A 15485-nucleotide genomic window follows, 5' to 3' on the forward strand; every position below is an offset into this window, starting at 1 on the left:
CATGCGCAACCTGATCCTCGGCGGTGCCCGTTCGGGCAAAAGCCGCCTGGCCGAACAACTGGCAGCCGACAGCGGCCTGCCGGTGACCTATATCGCCACCAGCGAACCCCTGGATGGCGAAATGAACGAACGGGTACGCCTGCACCGCCAGCGCCGGCCAAGCGATTGGGCGCTGATCGAAGAGCCGCTCGCCCTGGCTGCCGCGCTGCGCGCCGAAGCGGGCGAAGGGCGCTGCCTGCTGGTGGACTGCCTGACCCTGTGGCTGACCAATCTGTTGATGCTCGACGACGATCAGCGCCTGGCCCAAGAGCGCGATGCACTGCTCGACTGCCTGGCGCAATTGCCCGGCGTGATCATTCTGGTCAGCAATGAAACCGGCCTGGGTGTAGTGCCCATGGGCGAGCTGACCCGGCGCTATGTCGACCAGGCCGGCTGGCTGCACCAGGCCGTCGCCGAACGTTGCCAGCGGGTGGTACTCACCGTCGCCGGCCTGCCCCTGATGCTCAAAGGACCTGCTTTATGAACTCGACCTGGTGGCTTGATGCCTGCCAACCTCTGGACACCGCCGCCATGGATCAGGCCCGCGCCCGTCAGCAGCAGCTGACCAAACCTGCCGGGTCGCTCGGCCAGCTGGAACACCTGGCTGTGCACCTGGCCGGGCTGCAGGGGGTTGAGCGACCGAGCCTGGATCAGGTCGCCATCACGCTCTTTGCCGGTGACCATGGCGTGGTCGAGGAGGGGATTTCGGCCTATCCGCAGGCGGTCACCGGGCAGATGTTGCGTAACTTCGTCGGCGGCGGCGCAGCGATCAGCGTGCTGGCGCGCCAACTGCAGGCAAGCCTGGACGTGGTCGACCTCGGTACCATCGACCCGAACCTGCAATTGCCTGGTGTTCGCCACCTGTGCCTGGGTGCCGGCACCGCCAACTTCGCTCGCCAGCCGGCGATGACCGAGGTGCAACTGCGGGCGGCCCTGCAAGCCGGCCGTGACAGCGCCCTGCGCGCAGCCCAGAACGGCGCGCAGCTGTTCATCGGTGGCGAGATGGGCATTGGCAATACCACGGCTGCTGCAGCGCTGGCCAGCACGCTGCTGGGCTGCCCGGCGCGCGAACTCAGTGGCCCAGGCACTGGCCTGGACAGCGCAGGGGTCCGCCACAAGGCTGAGGTGATAGAGCGCGCTTTGGTGCTGCACGGCCTGCGTGCCGACGACCCGCTGCAGGCGCTGGCCTGTGTGGGTGGTTTTGAGATCGCCGCGCTGGCCGGCGCTTACCTAGGCTGTGCACAGCAAGGCATCGCGGTGTTGGTGGACGGCTTCATCTGCAGCGTCGCCGCGCTGGTAGCCGTGCGCCTGAACCCACAGTGCCGGGCCTGGCTGCTGTTTGCCCACCAAGGTGCCGAGCCTGGGCACAAGGCGTTGCTCGAGGCCCAGCAGGCCGAGCCGCTGCTGGCCCTGGGGCTGCGCCTGGGCGAGGGCAGCGGTGCGGCGCTGGCGGTGCCACTGTTGCGCATGGCCTGCGTGCTGCATGGGCAGATGGCGACCTTTGCCGAAGCGGCCGTGGCGGACCGGCCGGCATGATTCTGCACTTGCTGCGCCACGGTGAAACCGAACAGGGTGGCGGTTTGCGTGGCAGCCTGGACGATGCCCTCACCGAACTGGGCTGGGCGCAGATGCGCAGTGCTGTGGAGGATCGTGCCCCTTGGCAAGTAGTGGTCAGCTCACCCTTGCAGCGTTGTGCGCGGTTTGCCGATGAGCTGGGTGAACGGCTGGGCTTGGCGGTGCAGCGCGAAGCCGATCTGCAAGAGTTGCACTTCGGTGAGTGGGAAGGGCGCAGCGCCCTGCAGATCATGCAGACGCAAGCGGATGAGCTGGGGCGTTTCTGGGCCGATCCTTACAGCTATACGCCGCCCGGCGGTGAGGCCGTCAGTGCGTTCGCCCAGCGGGTGCTGGGGGCTGTCGCCCGCTTGCATCAGCAGCATGCCGGCAAGCAGGTGTTGCTGGTCACCCACGGTGGCGTCATGCGCCTGCTGCTGGCGCGTGCGCGAGGCTTGCCCAAGGAGCAGTTGCTGCAGGTCGAAGTGGGCCACGGCGCGCTTGTACGTCTGAGCCTGGGCGGAGACGGCCAATTGACCGAGGTGCACTGAAATGCTGCCTTTTTGGATTGCCCTGCAGTTTCTCAGCAGCCTGCCGGTACGCTTGCCCGGTATGCCTGAACCGCGGGAGGTGGGGCGCTCGCTGCTGTGCTATCCGCTGGTCGGCTTGCTGTTCGGGCTGTTGCTGTGGCTTGCCAGCCATCTGTTGCAAGGCGCGCCGGCACCTTTGCACGCGGCGTTGCTGTTGGCCCTATGGGTATTGCTCAGTGGTGCGCTGCACCTGGACGGCCTGGCAGACAGCGCTGATGCGTGGCTGGGTGGGTTCGGCGATCGCGAGCGCACGCTCAAGATCATGAAGGACCCGCGCAGCGGGCCGATTGCCGTGGTCACCCTGGTGCTGGTGTTGTTGCTGAAGTTCTGTGCGCTGTGGGTGCTTGTCGAGCGCGGCGCGGGTGCACTGCTGGTGCTGGCGCCTGTGATTGGGCGGGCAGCGATGCTGGGGCTGTTCCTGGGCACGCCATACGTGCGCCCTGGCGGGCTTGGGCAGGCGCTGGCCGAGCACCTGCCGCGTCGCACGGCGCGCTGGGTGCTGTTGGGCAGTTTGCTGTTCTGCCTGCTGCTGGGGGGCTGGAGTGCGCTGTGGGCGGGCCTGCTGGCGTTTGCGGTGTTCTGCTGGTTACGACAGCTGATGTGCCAGCGCTTGGGCGGGACCACTGGCGATACCGCGGGGGCAGTGCTGGAGTTGCTGGAGCTGGCCGTGGTGCTGGGGCTCGCTTTGGGGATGTAGCTGCACCTGCCAGGTGCAATGCCCGGCAATACATCAGCAAATGCTTCGTGGGTCGGAAAGGGTATCCTCGGTTTTTTCAATTGGCCAAGGAGGCCTCATGTGGCATTGGATCCTTGCCAGCTTGCTCATCTTTGCTCTGCCACCAGCTCTTGCCGCCGACCTCATGGGCTTCTGGAACACCCCGCGCCACGGCGGTAACAGCTTCAACCGCCTGCCACCCGATCGGGCATACTTCGACGCTTTGCGCGGTTATGGCGCAACCTGGGTGCGGTTGTCTTATGACAAATGGCAACCTGCGCAGCGCGACTTTCTGTTGGGTAGCGCCGACCATTACCGGGGCTTGGCCGAAACGGACCTCAAAACACTGCGTGACACACTTGATCGTGCGCATGAGGCTGGCCTGAAGGTCGTGATTGCCCCACTTTCGCTGCCGGGCATGCGCTGGTCGCAAAACAACCAGGGCCAGTTCGATGACCGCTTGTGGCAAGACAAGCAGTATTGGGCCCAGGCGGCCGATTTCTGGCGTGACCTGGCGCGCGAGCTCAAGGGCCACCCGGCCATCGCTGCCTACAACCTGATCAACGAACCAGCACCGGAGCGTGAGGGCGGCCTCCCCGAGCATGCGCCCGAGCCGCACATGCAGCAGTGGTATGCGCGCGAAAAGGGCGGTGCACGTGACCTGCCGGGCTTTTACCGGCAACTGCTGCTGGCGATCCGTGAGGTGGATACGCTCACGCCAGTCATGCTCGACGCTGGTTGGTATGCAGCAGCCGATGCTTTGAGCTACTGGCCCGAGCCGCTCAAGGATCAGCGTGTGCTGTACAGCATTCACATGTACGAGCCCTATGCCGCCACCAGCGCGCCAAACATGGCGCGCAAAAAACCGTATGCCTATCCAGGGCCGGTACCCTTTGCCGGGCAAACCTGGCACTGGGATGGCAAACGGGTAGAGCAGTACCTTGAGCAGCCGCTGGCGTGGATGGCGGCCAACAACGTGCCGCGTGAGCGCCTGGTCGTTGGCGAGTTCGGTTGCATGCGCCGCTTGCCGGGCTGCAGGCAGTACCTTGAAGACGTGCTCAGCGTGCTTGATCGCAACCAGTTGCACTGGGCCTTCTACAGCTTCCGTGAGGACAGCTGGGATGGCATGGACTATGAGCTGGGTTCGGCCAAGGTGCCCTGGCGCTATTGGCAAGCCATCGATAACGGGGCACCGGACCCGCTGGCGCGCAGCGCTACCGAAGCATTCGAGCCGATCCGCCGACGTTTGAGCCCGCAGCAGCGCTGAAACTTCTTGCAACACGCCAAACGCGGGTATATACACGTAACCATGTTGACCAGTGAATGCATCTGCACCCACCTGCGTCGTGCCGCCCGTGGGGTGAGCCGGCATTACGACGAAGCCCTCGAAGGTTTCGGCATCAACGTCGCCCAATTTTCCCTATTGCGCCACCTGCAGCGGCTCGACCGGCCGAGTATCACCACCCTGGCTGAAGCCATGGGCCTGGAGCGCAGCACCCTTGGCCGCAACCTGAGGGTGCTGGAAGCCGAAGGCTTGGTAGCTTTGGCTGAGGGGGATGACCAGCGCAACCGTGTCGTGCTGTTGACCGACGCGGGGGCGAGCCGCTTGCAAGCGGCCTACCCAGCCTGGGAGCTGGCGCAGCAAGTACTGGTGCAGCGATTGGGTGAGGGGCAGCGCGACCAGTTGGTGCGTTTGCTGGCACAACTGGCTTGAGCCAATTTGACTTAAAGCGGGTATATACCCGCATAACCTTGTGATGTGCTGGAGATAACGACAATGACTTCGGTTTGGCGAACCAGCGGGTGGGTACTGGTGGGGGCTGCGTTGATCCTGGCATTGTCCCTGGGTGTGCGGCACGGCTTCGGCTTGTTCCTGGCGCCGATGAGCGCAGATTTTGGCTGGGGCCGTGAAGTTTTCGCGTTCGCCATTGCCCTGCAGAACCTGATCTGGGGTTTGGCGCAGCCGTTTGCCGGTGCGTTGGCAGACCGCCTGGGCGCAGCGCGGGTGGTCATCATCGGCGGCATCTTGTATACCGCGGGCCTGCTGCTGATGAGTACGGCCGACTCGGCCTGGTCGCTGTCACTCAGTGCCGGCCTGCTGATTGGTATCGGCCTGTCCGGCACCTCGTTCTCGGTCATTCTTGGCGTGGTTGGCCGGGCGGTGCCGGCTGAGAAGCGCAGCATGGCCATGGGCATTGCCAGCGCGGCAGGCTCGTTCGGCCAGTTTGCCATGCTGCCCGGTACGCTGGGCCTTATCGAATGGCTGGGCTGGTCGGCAGCGCTGCTGGTGCTCGGCCTGCTGGTGGCATTGATCGTGCCCTTTGTCGGGCTGCTGCGTGACCGCCCGTTGCCTGCCCTCGGTGGCGAACAAACGCTGGGCCAGGCGTTGCGTGAAGCCTGCTCGCATTCGGGTTTCTGGCTGCTGGCGCTGGGCTTTTTTGTCTGCGGCTTTCAGGTGGTATTCATTGGCGTGCACTTGCCGGCCTATCTGGTTGACCAGCACCTGGCGGCAACCACCGGTACCACCGTGCTGGCGCTGGTCGGGCTGTTCAACATCGTCGGCACCTACACGGCGGGCTGGTTGGGTGGGCGCATGTCCAAGCCGCGCCTGCTCACGGCGTTGTACCTGTTGCGCGCGGTGGTGATCGTGCTGTTCCTCTGGGCACCCGTGACCCAGTTCAGCGCCTACCTGTTCGGCATTGCCATGGGCTTGCTGTGGCTTTCGACCGTGCCCTTGACCAACGGCACCGTTGCCACGGTATTCGGCGTGCGTAACCTGTCGATGCTGGGCGGCATCGTCTTCCTGTTCCATCAGTTGGGTGCCTTCCTCGGTGGCTGGCTGGGGGGTGTGGTGTATGACCGTACCGGTAATTACGACCTGGTCTGGCAGATCTCCATTCTGCTCAGCCTGCTGGCTGCCGCGCTCAACTGGCCGGTGAGTGAGCGCCCGGTCGCCCGCCTGCAGGCTCAGGCGGCATGAACCGCTATCTGGCTCGCGCGTTGCTCGCCGTGGGGGCCGCACTGCTGCTGGTGCTGGCGTGGTGGGGCTGGCATCGGGGCGGCATGGCCCTCATGCAACTGGGCGTAGGTGTGTGTTAAGCGCTACCCTGCAAGTTCGAGGGTCGTCTTGCAGAGGAGTGTTTCGATGCGTGCATATGGGTTGATGATGCCGTTGCTGGTCATGTTCGCTGCCGGTTCTGCCTGGGCGGCGGATTGCCCGGCATTGTTGCAGGGCAGCTTGCCGGAGTTGCGTGGCAAGGGTGAGGTCGACCTTTGCCAGCGTTTTGCCGGTAAGCCTCTGGTGGTGATCAACACGGCCAGTTATTGCGGGTTTGCGCCGCAGTTCGAGGGGCTTGAGAGTGTCTACAAGAAATATCACGAGCAAGGGTTGGAGATGCTCGGCGTGCCGTCCAACGATTTCAAGCAGGAAGACGCCGACAGCGAGAAGACCGCCAAGGTCTGTTATGCCAACTATGGCGTGACGTTCACCATGACCAAGACCCAGGCGGTGCGTGGCAAGGATGCGATCCCGCTGTTCGTGGGGCTGGCGGAGCAGAGCAGTGCTCCGAAGTGGAATTTCTACAAGTACGTGATTGATCGCAGGGGCAAGGTGATTGCCAACTTCTCCAGCCTGACCAAACCGGATGATGCTGAGTTCAAGGCGGCGATCGAGAAGGCGATTGCATCGCAGCCATAACCCTGCGCTCTTGGTTTGCCTTGCTTTCGCTTGGGGGTTGCAGCCCATCGCCGGCAAGCTGGCCCTTACAGGTACAACACAGAACCTAAAGAGCTGCGCGGTCTCTGTGGGCGCCGGCGTGCCAGCGATGGGCTGCGTCGCAGCCCTGAAATCGCTGACTGACTGGCGTCAGCCACACGGGCTGCTTTTACACAGCCGTGCGGATCAGAAACGGTAGGTGAGGGAGGCACCTATACCGTGAGCGCTGTTCTCGTACTTGGCCTGGTAGCTGCCTTTGGTGGCGCTGACCTGGTTGACCTTGGTGTCCTCTTCCCACAGGTAGGAGTAGGCCACGTCGATGGTCATGTCGTCGTTCGGGCTCCAGCCCGCACCCAGGCTGAACACCTTGCGGTCGCCAGTCGGGATGCGCGGTGAACGGTCGTGGTTGTTGGTTGGCGATTGGTCGACGGTAAAGCCGGTACGCAGCACCCACTCCTTGTTCACCTTGTAGGACGCGCCAATGGCGTGGGCCCAGGTGTCGTGCCAGTTCTGCTCTTCGCTGATGGTCTCGAACGCCGAACCTGCAAGCGGTGCCGGCACATCGTTCTGCACGGTGATGTCTTTGAGGCGGCTCCAACGGGTCCAGGTGCTGCCCGCGTAGAGGGTCCATTGGTCGTCGAGTTCGTGGGTGACCGAAAGATCCACCGACTCCGGTGTCTTGATCTTGAGGCTGGCGTCGAACTTGTCGCCATTGAAAGGCCCGATCAGCGGGGTGCTCACACGGGTCTTGCCTTCGAGCTTGTAGTCGACCATGGAGTGGTAGGTCAGGCCTACACGAGTACGGTCGGTGGCCTGCACCAGGATACCGATGTTGTAACCGACAGCGGTATCGTCGCCCTTGATCTTCACTTCACCGTCATTGCTGCCCGGCGTGAACGGGTTGATCAGGCTTGAGCCCAACTCGCCCTTGATGCGGTTGATGGTCGGGCCGAAACCGATCGACACCTTATCGTTGAAGGCGTAGCTGACGGTTGGCTGGAAGGTGATGACTTCGACGTGGCTCTTTTTACCCCAGTAGCGCGCGGCATCGTCGCTGCCGTAGTCGGTGACCAGACCAAACGGTACATAGACGCCGAAACCGACGCTCCAGTGATCGTCGAGGGGTTTGACGTAGTAGCCCATCGGTACGCCGACCACAGGCACCATGTCACCGTCGGTTTCCCCCCCGAGGTTGCTTCCAGGGCCCGAGATATCGGTTTTGGCAATGACGGCAGCGCCGCCCACGGTGAATTGTTCGCGCTTGAGGCGTGACATGCCTGCCGGGTTGCCAAACACAGTACTGGCATCTTCGGCAGAAGAAGAACGTCCCGCGAAACCTGTCCCCATGCTGCTGATGCTCTGTTCGTTGAGGGCAAAGCCGGCAGCGAACAGATGGCTGGAGGCGAAAGCCACGGCCAAGCCGAGGGAGGTTTTGAGCATTACTTTTTTCATTATTAGAAACTCCTTGGGATCTCCGGGGCGAAAAGCTACCAACAATTCACGCGCCGCGCCATAGCCTGTATCGCAGGAGATAGAGCGGTTTTGTAGGACAATCCGACCAAAATTCCATTTTTTCCGGTAGTGCTGTAGGGCGTTTCCTAAGATGCCTGGGGCAATTTCTGAGTAATACACAGATGCCAGGCCTGCGTGAAGTCGCGCAGACGGCCTTGGGGGTTAAAGATCTGACGCCAGATTCGCGCCTGGCCTAGCAGGTTGTCGACGGCAGGCAGGGGCGTGGCTTGCGCTTCGATGAGCATCCAGGCGATGGCGGTGGAGTAGCGCAGGTTGACTGCAAGCTCCAGGTGCGGGCCACCCAGAAACGCATGTTGGCTCGCCAGGCCGCGGACCAGGCTGGCCAGCTCAGGGTCACGGGCGAGAAAATCGTCCCAGACCGCGCGATGGCGATGCTCGCCGATACGGTAAAGCCCGTGGCCACGGCGATCATGCAGCGCCGACCCGAGTGCCGACTGGCTGGCCGCGATGCCCAGCAAAAGGGCTTCGGCACTGGCACAATGACGATTGAGATAGACCAAGGTTGGTCGAATCACATACTGACACAATTCATTCGCCGCAATACCCATGATGCCCTCGAGCAATAAGGGGCCGACGGGCGTGGGAGCTTGGCAGCTGGTGAATGATCAGGCCCGCCGGAAGCGGCAAGGACCGCTCGAGTTGAAGTGTAGTGTGATAATCGTGGTGTAAAGGGCTGTTTTTAAATCGATTGCTGCCTGTCGTTCGGCGCTATATACCTTGCGGCAATTAGGCCAAGAACGATCAGGTAGCTTACCGTGTGCGTCATTCAGCGACTGAATGCCACGGCATTCGCCGCTCACGCAGTGAGCGACTGGCGCGTCCGGGCAATGACGGCTTGCAGCGGTTCCGAGCGGCTGTACTGTTCGGGGTACAGGCGTTCGGTGTGGCAGGCAACGCCGTGCTCGTCCACCAGGGTGAAGCTGAAGTTGCCCTTGCGTGGGGCGGTGATAAGGCACTTCAACGGCGAGAAGGCCTGGGAGAGGGTGCCAATGGCAGCCTGAATTTGTTGAGTTTGCATATTGTTGGATGTTCCTGCTTTAAACACGGGGATTATGATCCGTGCATGATAGAAACGTTCCAGTGACGCCTTTATTAAGGGACGAACGAACCTGACTGGAACAGGGCAGCCAGAGGGGGCGCAATCATAAGGTGGGCGCTTGGGCTGACTGGTAGGTACTTCAGAGGGCAGGCAGCATGCCGGGGCCAAGGTTCAAGGCCATCGGTATGGAATCCTGATCAATCTGTCACGTGATTCGTGCTGAACAGCGCAAGGCTGGAGAGTGAATCATCGAAAGGGCCGGTCCTGGTTTCAGCAGTGGTGCTCTTGGGGGGAGCAGGCCTGCAAGGACGCTTCTGGCCAGAATTGACTTTCAGCTTGGTACTAACGAGGCGCACCTTACCGCAAGCTCAGAAGCTTTGCAAGCATTGCCACGTTTCTTCGGGTAAGCCGGGCAGTATGGCGCTTCTTTTGAGTTGTGTGAAGAGGGGGCAAATGGCCCATAACCGGCCGGATGTACCAATTTCGTGCATTCAAATGCAGGTTTTCGGTGCACTTGTTCACATTCCGGGCGTGACTTGTAACAGCTTGGCAACACCCCCCATCGACCCTGCCAATGCCTTGACTGATGCCTTAAGTCAATGAAAAAAAACACTATTTTTTACTGGTGAAAAAATCGTCAGTTTGACTGAAAGCCCCGGTTCACGCGGGTTTGCGGGGTGGTTTGGGGGGTTGTCCACCGAGTTATCCACAGGAACTGTGGATTGTCCCGAGCGCTTGCTCTAGGACGGGAGTGCCAGCAAATTACAGAACTGTCCGACAGTTATCAGTCAGCTGCAGATCCGCCGGTCATCTACTTGGGAACGTCAAGAAACGATCATCGAGAATTTTTTCCAAGCGTTGAAAATCGTCGGGCCACGGCAAGAAAAAAAGGGTAGAGTGGCGCGCTTTTCAAATTGCCTTCTCTGTTCGTCATGAAATTTCGCGGTAGATCCTCCAGCGAACCCGCTGTTACGCCATCAGCCCCTTCGTCCAGACGTTTTTCCCTGAAAGTGGCCCTTTGGCTGTTGGACAACCCGCGCCTGGGCGAAAAGCCTCAGGTCAAGCATCTGGCCGGGCGCCTGCTCAAGCAACCGGCTCGGGAGGGCGTGGTGGTGGCCCAGAGCCGATTGGGGCAGTTGCTTTGCCGCGACTGCGGCAACGCGCGTGACAGGCGTATCGGGCACGAACTGCTGCGCCAGGCGGCGCGCGCCGGTGACCGCCGGGCGCAACTGGAATATGCGCGGCTGTGCCAGGCCAACGCGCCAGAGCAGGCGCAGAAACGGACTGACTGTTAAGCTGCACCTCATTTGCGACAGACTGTTCGGGGTAAGCATGGCAGTGGATCTGACCAGCATCGTGCTGGGCTTGGTGGCAGGCGCCTTGCCTTGCCTGGTGTGGGTCATGCAGGTGCAGCGCCGTCAGGCTGCCGGCCAAGGCGAGCGGGCCTTGCTCGAAGAACGCCTCAATGGGGCCCTGCTGGCCCAGGCAGGCCTGCAAGCACAACTGGATGCCAGCCGGGACGAGGTGAGCGACCTCAGCGAAGCCAACACCCTCAAGCAGGCCCAACTGGCCGCCCAGGGCCGTGAACTCGAGCTGCTGCAGATTGACCGCGACAATGCCCGTGACGCTGCCCACGCCTGGCACCTGGAGCGCGCCAACCGGGAAGCCGAACTGCGTCGCCTGGAGGCCCAGGCAGCGCGCCTGGAAGCGGAGCTGCGTGAGCAGCAGGACAGCCATCAGCAGCGCCTGGAAGACCTGCAGGAAGCCCGCGACACGCTTCGCGCGCAGTTCGCCGACCTGGCCACGAAAATCTTCGACGAACGCGAGCAGCGTTTTGCGCAGACCAGCCAGCAGCACTTGGGCCAGTTGCTTGACCCGCTAAAGGAGCGCATCCAGGCCTTCGAAAAGCGTGTCGAGGAGAGCTACCAACAAGAAGCCCGTGAACGTTTTTCCCTGGGCAAGGAACTGGAGCGCCTGCAGCAACTCAACCTGCGCCTGTCCGACGAAGCCACCAACCTCACCCAGGCGCTCAAGGGCCAGAAAACCCAAGGCAACTGGGGTGAGCTGATTCTCGAGCGCGTGCTCGAGCATGCCGGCCTGGAAAAGGGCCGCGAGTACCAGACCCAGGTCAGCCTCAAGAGCGCCGACGGTGAGCGCTTCCAGCCAGACGTACTGATCATGCTGCCCGGTGACAAGCAGGTGGTGGTCGATGCCAAGGTCAGCCTCACGGCCTACCAGCAGTTTGTCAGCAGCAATGATGAAAGCGCGCTCAAACAGCACGTACAGTCGCTGCGCAGCCACGTCAAAGGGCTGTCGAGCAAGGACTACAGCCGCCTGGACGGCTTGCACAGCCTGGATTTCGTGTTGTTGTTCGTGCCCATCGAGGCCGCGTTTTCGGCAGCCCTGCAGGCCGAGCCGAACCTGTTCCAGGAGGCTTTCGACCGGCAGATCGTGATCGTCAGCCCGACCACCTTGCTCGCCACTTTGCGGGTCATCGACAGCCTGTGGAAGCAAGAACGCCAAGGGCAGAACGCCCGCGAGATCGCCGAACGCGCCGGTTGGCTGTATGACAAGTTCGTGCTGTTCATCCAGGACCTGGACGAGCTGGGCAATCGCCTGCAGCAGGTCGACAAGGCCTATGCCGCTGCGCGCAACAAACTCTGTGAAGGGCGTGGCAACCTGGTCAGCCGCAGCGAGCAGCTCAAGCTGCTCGGCGCCCGTGCCAGCAAAAGCCTGCCGGCCGACTTGCTGGAGCGGGCACTGACGGATGAAACGCTGGCGGACCAGGCGGTTACTGAACCAGGCTCAGATGGCGATTGAGCAGCGCGCGCAAGGCCGCAGGCTTGACCGGCTTGGCCAGGTAATCAAGGCCTGCGGCATGCACCGTGGCCAAGGTTTCCTTGCTGCCGTCGGCGCTGATCACCACCCCAGGCACCGGCTCGCCCAGGCGCGCGCGTAGCCAGCCCATCAGCCCGGTTCCGGTTTCGCCGTCATCCAGGTGATAGTCCACCAGCGCCAGGTGCGGGCGCATGCCCTGGGCCAGCAACGCCTCGCAATCGGCGCGGTTGCGCGCCGTCCATACCTGGCAGCCCCAGCGGCTGAGCAGGCTGTTCATGCCGATCAGAATGCTGTCTTCGTTGTCGATGCACAGCACCTGCAGCCCGGCCAGGGGTTGGCTGGCTTGCTCCACCGGCGCGCTCGGCGCGGCCGCTGCCTGGCGGGCGATCGGTACATTGACGCGGAACACCGTGCCTTTGCCAGGCCAGGAACGCACCTGCAGCGTGTGGCCGAGCACCCGGCACAGGCCATCGGCAATCGCCAGCCCCAGCCCCAGGCCCTTTTCGGCGCGGGTCTGGTGGCTGTCCAGGCGCTTGAACTCCTGGAAGATCACCTGCAGCTTGTCGTCGGCAATGCCCGGGCCGCGGTCCCAGACCTCCAGCCACAGCCGTTCGCCCTGGCGCCGGGCGCCCAGCAGGATCGGGCTCTTGCCGTAACGCAGGGCATTGGTCAGGAAGTTCTGCAGCACCCGGCGCAGCAGTTTCATGTCACTGTCGATCCGCAGGCGGCTACCGCGCAGGCGGAACTCCAGCCCTTTTTCGGCGGCCAGGACCTTGAACTCGGCACCCAGCGTATCGAACAGCTCATTCAGGGCAAAAGGCTTGGCGTCTGGGGTGATCTTGCCGTTTTCCAGGCGCGAGATATCCAGCAGGTCGCTGATCAGCTCTTCCGCCGAACGCAGCGAACTGTCCATGTGCTGCACCAATTGTTGGGCTTCCTCGTTCATGCCCCCGGCCTGCTGCGACAAGGCGGCGGAGAACAGCCGCGCGGCGTTGAGCGGCTGCATCAGGTCATGGCTGACCGCCGCCAGGAAGCGGGTCTTGGACTTGCTGACCGCTTCGGCTTGGCTTTTGGCCTCCGACAGCGCCTGGTTGAGTTGCGACAGCTCGTGGGTGCGTTCGGCCACCCGCTGTTCAAGGCGCTCGTTGGCGTCGCGCAACGCCTGTTCGGCCTCGCGGAACGGGGTGATATCGGTGAAGCTCATGACGAAGCCGCCCCCGGGCATCGGGTTGCCGATCAGTTCGATCACCCGGCCATTGGGGAACAGCCGCTCGGACGAATGCGCGCGGCCTTGGCGCATCCAGTGCAGGCGCCGGGCCACATGCACCTGCGCCTCTCCCGGGCCGCACAGGCCGCGTTCGGCGTTGTAGCGGATGATGTCGGCGATCGGCCGGCCGACGCTGATCAACCCGTCGGGGTAGTTGAACAGCTCCAGGTAGCGGCGGTTCCAGGCCACCAGGTGCAGGTTCTGGTCGACCACACTGATGCCCTGGTTGATGTTCTCGATGGCGCCTTGCAGCAGGGCGCGGTTGAACTGCAGCACTTCGCTGGCTTCATCGGCGATGCGCACCACGTCTTCAAGCTGCATGTCGCGGCCTTCGATGGCCGCCTTGACCACGGCGCGGGTCGAGGAGCTGCCAAGCACCCCGGCGAGCAGGCGCTCGGTGTGTTCGATCCAGTCGCCGTCAGCGTTCTGGTTGGGATTGAAGCCTTTGCCCTGGCGATAAGCAAAGCGGATGAAGCTTTGCCTGGCACGCTCCTCACCGACAAAGCGTGAGGCCAGCGTCAGCAGGTCATCGATCTGCACCGCCAGCAGCGGTTTGCCGTTGGGGCGGGCACTGGTCTGCTGGCCAATGAAACGCCCCGCCTGCCAATGCTCCGACACGCGCGTGCGCGACAGCATCGAGACCCAGGCGAACAACGTGAAGTTGCCCGCCAGTGACAGCACTACCCCCTGTGTGAGCGGCGTGATCGGCAGGCCCAGCGGGTTGCCGTGCAGCCACGCCAGGCCCGGGAACAGCTGCAGCGACCAGCCCAGGCTGTGGGCGGTGATTGGCAGCACCAGGGTGTAGAACCACAGGAAGATACCTGCAGCGAGGCCGGCGAACACGCCACGGCGGTTGGCTTGCTTCCAGTACAGCGCACCGAGCATGGCCGGGGTGAGTTGGGTCACGGCGGCGAAGGCGATCTGGCCGATGGTTGCAAGGCTTGCCGTAGAGCCAAGCAGGCGATAGCTGACATAGGCCAGCAGCAGGATGACCACGATGGTCACCCGGCGCACCGACAGCATCCAGTGGCGGAACACCTCGAAGGGCCGTTCGGCGTTGTTGCGGCGCAACAGCCACGGCAGCAGCATGTCATTGGACACCATGGTCGACAATGCCACGGCCTCGACGATGACCATGCCGGTGGCGGCCGAGGCACCGCCGATGAAGGCCAGCAGAGCCAGGCTCGGGTGCGCTTCGGCCAACGGCAGGCTGATCACGAAGGAGTCGGAAATCACCGTACCTGGCAGCAGCATTTGCCCGGCCAGGGCAATGGGCACCACGAACAACGCGGCCAAGGCCAGGTACATCGGGAACACCCAGCGCGCCAGGCGCATGTCCTGCGGCTCGATGTTCTCCACGACGGTGACGTGGAACTGCCGGGGCAGGCAGATGATCGCCATCATCGCCACGGCGGTCTGCACCACCATCGAGGGCCAGTTGATCGTCTCCTGCCAGTAGCTGTCCAGCAGCACCGACTGGCGCGCCTGGGTGAACAGGTCGTCAAACCCGTCGTACAGGTTGAACACCACGAACACGCCCACGGCGAGGAAGGCCAGCAGCTTGATCAGGGACTCGAACGCGATGGCCAGGACCATGCCGCGGTGGTGTTCGGTGACGTCGAGGCTGCGCGTGCCAAAGACGATGGCGAACAACGCCAATACCAGCGACACCACCAGCGCGGTGTCCTGCACACGGGTGCCGGTGGCATCGGCATTCGCGCCGATCAGCAGGTTGACACCGAGCACGATGCCCTTGAGCTGCAAGGCGATGTAGGGCAGCACCCCGACCAGGCAGATCAGCGCCACCACCACGGCCAGGGTCTGCGACTTGCCGTAGCGGGCCGCGATGAAGTCGGCGATGGAGGTGATGTTCTGCTGCTTGCTGATCAGCACCATCTTCTGCAGCACCCAGGGCGCGAAGATCAGCAGCAGGATCGGGCCCAGATAGATTGGCAGGAAGGCCCACAGTTGCTCGGCCGCCTGGCCGACCGCACCGAAGAAGGTCCAGCTGGTGCAGTACACCGCCAGTGACAGGCTGTACACCCAGGCGCGCAGCCGCGGCGGCAATGGTGTGCTGCGGCGGTCGCCGTAGAAGGCGATGGCGAACATGACGGCCATGTAGGCCAGGGCGACCAGAGCGATCAGCCCGCTGGACAACGACATGAAGACTCCGGAGCAAAAAAAGTAACGCGATCCCG

14 protein-coding genes and 1 pseudogene are annotated in these 15485 nt (G+C 63.0%); 11 read left to right on the forward strand and 4 right to left on the reverse strand.

Annotated elements, in window-relative coordinates:
- The first annotated feature begins 1 nt into the window (after position 1).
- From cobU to ACIPZC_RS18010, 9 genes are all read left to right on the forward strand, one after another.
- Complete coding sequence (gene cobU, locus ACIPZC_RS17970) at positions 2-523, forward strand: bifunctional adenosylcobinamide kinase/adenosylcobinamide-phosphate guanylyltransferase (protein WP_241802773.1); 522 nt, start codon at positions 2-4, stop codon at positions 521-523.
- The gene (gene cobT / locus ACIPZC_RS17975; protein ID WP_400628549.1) at positions 520-1575 is read left to right on the forward strand and encodes a nicotinate-nucleotide--dimethylbenzimidazole phosphoribosyltransferase; all 1056 of its coding nucleotides are present in this window, start codon (positions 520-522) and stop codon (positions 1573-1575) included. Before cobU ends, cobT begins: the two co-directional genes overlap by 4 nt.
- Positions 1572-2141 (forward strand): alpha-ribazole phosphatase family protein, encoded by a 570-nt coding sequence (gene cobC / locus ACIPZC_RS17980; protein WP_400628551.1) that lies wholly within the window; start codon positions 1572-1574, stop codon positions 2139-2141. The genes cobT and cobC overlap by 4 nt, the downstream gene beginning before the upstream one ends.
- Position 2142: 1 nt before the next feature.
- Entirely contained in the window at positions 2143-2877 is a 735-nt protein-coding gene (locus tag ACIPZC_RS17985; RefSeq protein ID WP_400628553.1) for an adenosylcobinamide-GDP ribazoletransferase, read from the forward strand.
- A 163-nt stretch (positions 2878-3040) separates the two neighbouring features.
- A complete protein-coding gene (locus ACIPZC_RS17990) occupies positions 3041-4162 on the forward strand; it encodes a glycoside hydrolase family 5 protein (RefSeq protein ID WP_400628668.1) in 1122 nt (373 codons plus the stop codon).
- A gap of 42 nt (positions 4163-4204) precedes the next feature.
- Positions 4205-4609 carry a MarR family winged helix-turn-helix transcriptional regulator gene (locus ACIPZC_RS17995; protein ID WP_400628555.1) on the forward strand — a complete coding sequence of 135 codons (405 nt, stop codon included), beginning with the start codon at positions 4205-4207 and terminating at the stop codon, positions 4607-4609.
- A gap of 63 nt (positions 4610-4672) precedes the next feature.
- Positions 4673-5875 (forward strand): MFS transporter, encoded by a 1203-nt coding sequence (locus ACIPZC_RS18000; RefSeq protein WP_241802780.1) that lies wholly within the window; start codon positions 4673-4675, stop codon positions 5873-5875.
- Positions 5872-5994 (forward strand): hypothetical protein, encoded by a 123-nt coding sequence (locus ACIPZC_RS18005; protein ID WP_267821751.1) that lies wholly within the window; start codon positions 5872-5874, stop codon positions 5992-5994. The genes ACIPZC_RS18000 and ACIPZC_RS18005 overlap by 4 nt, the downstream gene beginning before the upstream one ends.
- Positions 5995-6040: 46 nt before the next feature.
- Positions 6041-6592, forward strand: a complete 552-nt coding sequence (locus ACIPZC_RS18010; RefSeq protein WP_241802781.1) for a glutathione peroxidase — start codon at positions 6041-6043, stop codon at positions 6590-6592.
- 204 nt (positions 6593-6796) lie between these two features.
- Here the strand turns inward: ACIPZC_RS18010 and ACIPZC_RS18015 are convergent, their stop codons facing one another.
- The 3 genes from ACIPZC_RS18015 to ACIPZC_RS18025 form a co-directional block, all read right to left on the reverse strand.
- Entirely contained in the window at positions 6797-8062 is a 1266-nt protein-coding gene (locus ACIPZC_RS18015) for an OmpP1/FadL family transporter (RefSeq protein WP_400628558.1), read from the reverse strand.
- Between the two features lie 146 nt (positions 8063-8208).
- Positions 8209-8691, reverse strand: a complete 483-nt coding sequence (locus tag ACIPZC_RS18020; protein WP_400628560.1) for a hypothetical protein — start codon at positions 8689-8691, stop codon at positions 8209-8211.
- Positions 8692-8939: 248 nt separating this feature from the next.
- The gene (locus ACIPZC_RS18025) at positions 8940-9161 is read right to left on the reverse strand and encodes a hypothetical protein (RefSeq protein WP_241802790.1); all 222 of its coding nucleotides are present in this window, start codon (positions 9159-9161) and stop codon (positions 8940-8942) included.
- A gap of 953 nt (positions 9162-10114) precedes the next feature.
- Here ACIPZC_RS18025 and ACIPZC_RS18030 point away from each other — a divergent pair.
- Together ACIPZC_RS18030 and rmuC are read left to right on the forward strand one after the other, a co-directional pair.
- Positions 10115-10459: pseudogene (locus ACIPZC_RS18030) on the forward strand (sel1 repeat family protein); the annotation flags it as partial.
- A gap of 169 nt (positions 10460-10628) precedes the next feature.
- Positions 10629-12002 (forward strand): DNA recombination protein RmuC, encoded by a 1374-nt coding sequence (gene rmuC, locus ACIPZC_RS18035; RefSeq protein ID WP_241803389.1) that lies wholly within the window; start codon positions 10629-10631, stop codon positions 12000-12002.
- Here the strand turns inward: rmuC and ACIPZC_RS18040 are convergent.
- A complete protein-coding gene (locus ACIPZC_RS18040) occupies positions 11974-15450 on the reverse strand; it encodes a hybrid sensor histidine kinase/response regulator (RefSeq protein ID WP_241802791.1) in 3477 nt (1158 codons plus the stop codon). The two genes, rmuC and ACIPZC_RS18040, sit on opposite strands and share 29 nt — an antisense overlap.
- Between the last annotated feature and the right edge of the window lie 35 nt (positions 15451-15485).

The sequence above is a fragment of the Pseudomonas sp. NPDC089743 genome (assembly GCF_044748785.1).
Taxonomy (GTDB): domain Bacteria; phylum Pseudomonadota; class Gammaproteobacteria; order Pseudomonadales; family Pseudomonadaceae; genus Aquipseudomonas; species Aquipseudomonas putida_X.

What these genes read in the sequence shown, in the direction of transcription:
- cobU (WP_241802773.1), top strand. Translation starts at nt 2, where the DNA reads ATGCGCAACCTGATCCTCGGCGGTGCCCGTTCGGGCAAAAGCCGCCTG.
- cobT (WP_400628549.1), top strand. Translation starts at nt 520, where the DNA reads ATGAACTCGACCTGGTGGCTTGATGCCTGCCAACCTCTGGACACCGCC.
- cobC (WP_400628551.1), top strand. Translation starts at nt 1,572, where the DNA reads ATGATTCTGCACTTGCTGCGCCACGGTGAAACCGAACAGGGTGGCGGT.
- ACIPZC_RS17985 (WP_400628553.1), top strand. Translation starts at nt 2,143, where the DNA reads ATGCTGCCTTTTTGGATTGCCCTGCAGTTTCTCAGCAGCCTGCCGGTA.
- ACIPZC_RS17990 (WP_400628668.1), top strand. Translation starts at nt 3,041, where the DNA reads ATGGGCTTCTGGAACACCCCGCGCCACGGCGGTAACAGCTTCAACCGC.
- ACIPZC_RS17995 (WP_400628555.1), top strand. Translation starts at nt 4,205, where the DNA reads ATGTTGACCAGTGAATGCATCTGCACCCACCTGCGTCGTGCCGCCCGT.
- ACIPZC_RS18000 (WP_241802780.1), top strand. Translation starts at nt 4,673, where the DNA reads ATGACTTCGGTTTGGCGAACCAGCGGGTGGGTACTGGTGGGGGCTGCG.
- ACIPZC_RS18005 (WP_267821751.1), top strand. Translation starts at nt 5,872, where the DNA reads ATGAACCGCTATCTGGCTCGCGCGTTGCTCGCCGTGGGGGCCGCACTG.
- ACIPZC_RS18010 (WP_241802781.1), top strand. Translation starts at nt 6,041, where the DNA reads ATGCGTGCATATGGGTTGATGATGCCGTTGCTGGTCATGTTCGCTGCC.
- ACIPZC_RS18015 (WP_400628558.1), bottom strand. Translation starts at nt 8,062, where the DNA reads ATGAAAAAAGTAATGCTCAAAACCTCCCTCGGCTTGGCCGTGGCTTTC.
- ACIPZC_RS18020 (WP_400628560.1), bottom strand. Translation starts at nt 8,691, where the DNA reads ATGGGTATTGCGGCGAATGAATTGTGTCAGTATGTGATTCGACCAACC.
- ACIPZC_RS18025 (WP_241802790.1), bottom strand. Translation starts at nt 9,161, where the DNA reads ATGCAAACTCAACAAATTCAGGCTGCCATTGGCACCCTCTCCCAGGCC.
- ACIPZC_RS18040 (WP_241802791.1), bottom strand. Translation starts at nt 15,450, where the DNA reads ATGTCGTTGTCCAGCGGGCTGATCGCTCTGGTCGCCCTGGCCTACATG.